The sequence below is a fragment of the Rhizobium sp. AG207R genome (genome assembly GCF_027109195.1).
Lineage (GTDB): Bacteria > Pseudomonadota > Alphaproteobacteria > Rhizobiales > Rhizobiaceae > Rhizobium > Rhizobium dioscoreae.
Window position 1 is genome coordinate 1 of the sequence record NZ_JAEPVT010000030.1, and the last position, 1,013, is coordinate 1,013.

Genomic DNA, 1,013 nt, shown 5'->3' on the forward strand with positions numbered 1-1,013 from the left:
GACTGGGGTGAAGTCGTAACAAGGTAGCCGTAGGGGAACCTGCGGCTGGATCACCTCCTTTCTAAGGAAGCCGATTTTAGCAAGGGTGGCCGTATGGCCCGCCTGGATGCCCTTTGAGCGCAAGCGAAAAGGACAAGCTATCCAGGCCACGCAAAATCCGCTTTTTAGAACAAGATCGAGCCAGTCAGGCTACGATCGCAACGCAATACGTCACGGAAGCGTAATGCTCCGATGATATGGCGAGCCTCGCCGTCCACGTTTCTCTTTCTTCAAGAAGACAAAGAACCGCGTCGATCCGGATGGTTTATGGCTGTCTGGACCGGTTTGACGAGAATGGGCCCGTAGCTCAGTTGGTTAGAGCACACGCTTGATAAGCGTGGGGTCGGAAGTTCAAGTCTTCCCGGGCCCACCAGCCTTCGCCCTTTTGGGCTATGGCTTGGGTAGAGCCGGGACGGAATTGATGCGGTTTGTTGCCGAGCCGATGGAGTGATCCATCGGGTGTCGAGCTGGATGGGGCTGTAGCTCAGCTGGGAGAGCACCTGCTTTGCAAGCAGGGGGTCAGCGGTTCGATCCCGCTCAGCTCCACCATTGTTTTGTCCTGACGCTGTCGCGCCTTTGGCGCTGCGCTCCGGACGGGCCGCCGCCCTACGATATATCGAGGGGAGATCGGCGACAGGCCTCTGGCCTGTGTGGCTGGACGTAACGAAGTTTGTCTTCTGGAGAAATAAAGGTTTTGCATCGGCCTTGGGGCTGGATGCGTGTTCTGCATACATTGTGAAGAGAAGATTGATCTGGAGGCTTCCAGGTGTTTTGGGCGACCGTAGGGTTGTTCGAGGCGTCCGAGCCCGGTCTTTATGAAACCATGGATGGCCTAGCCGGCCGGATGTGGTGGAGAGATCGGAGGTAGGAAGGAAGCTTGTCGCTCTGAGCCGTTGTTGTTGGTCCTCTTCGAGGGCTTCTGACGGACGGCTGGATTACCGTTGCCTGACCGCGCGGTATCGGATCCAATCTCG

The 1,013-nt window shown here is 57.2% G+C and carries 2 tRNA genes and 1 rRNA gene; all 3 read left to right on the forward strand.

The features are described 5' to 3' along the window. Nucleotides 1-61, forward strand: a 16S ribosomal RNA gene (locus tag JJQ51_RS32770); the annotation flags it as partial. A 274-nt stretch (nt 62-335) separates the two neighbouring features. Then, nucleotides 336-412 (forward strand) — tRNA-Ile (locus tag JJQ51_RS32775). A 100-nt stretch (nt 413-512) separates the two neighbouring features. Further along, nucleotides 513-588 (forward strand) — tRNA-Ala (locus JJQ51_RS32780). Nucleotides 589-1,013 lie beyond the last annotated feature (425 nt).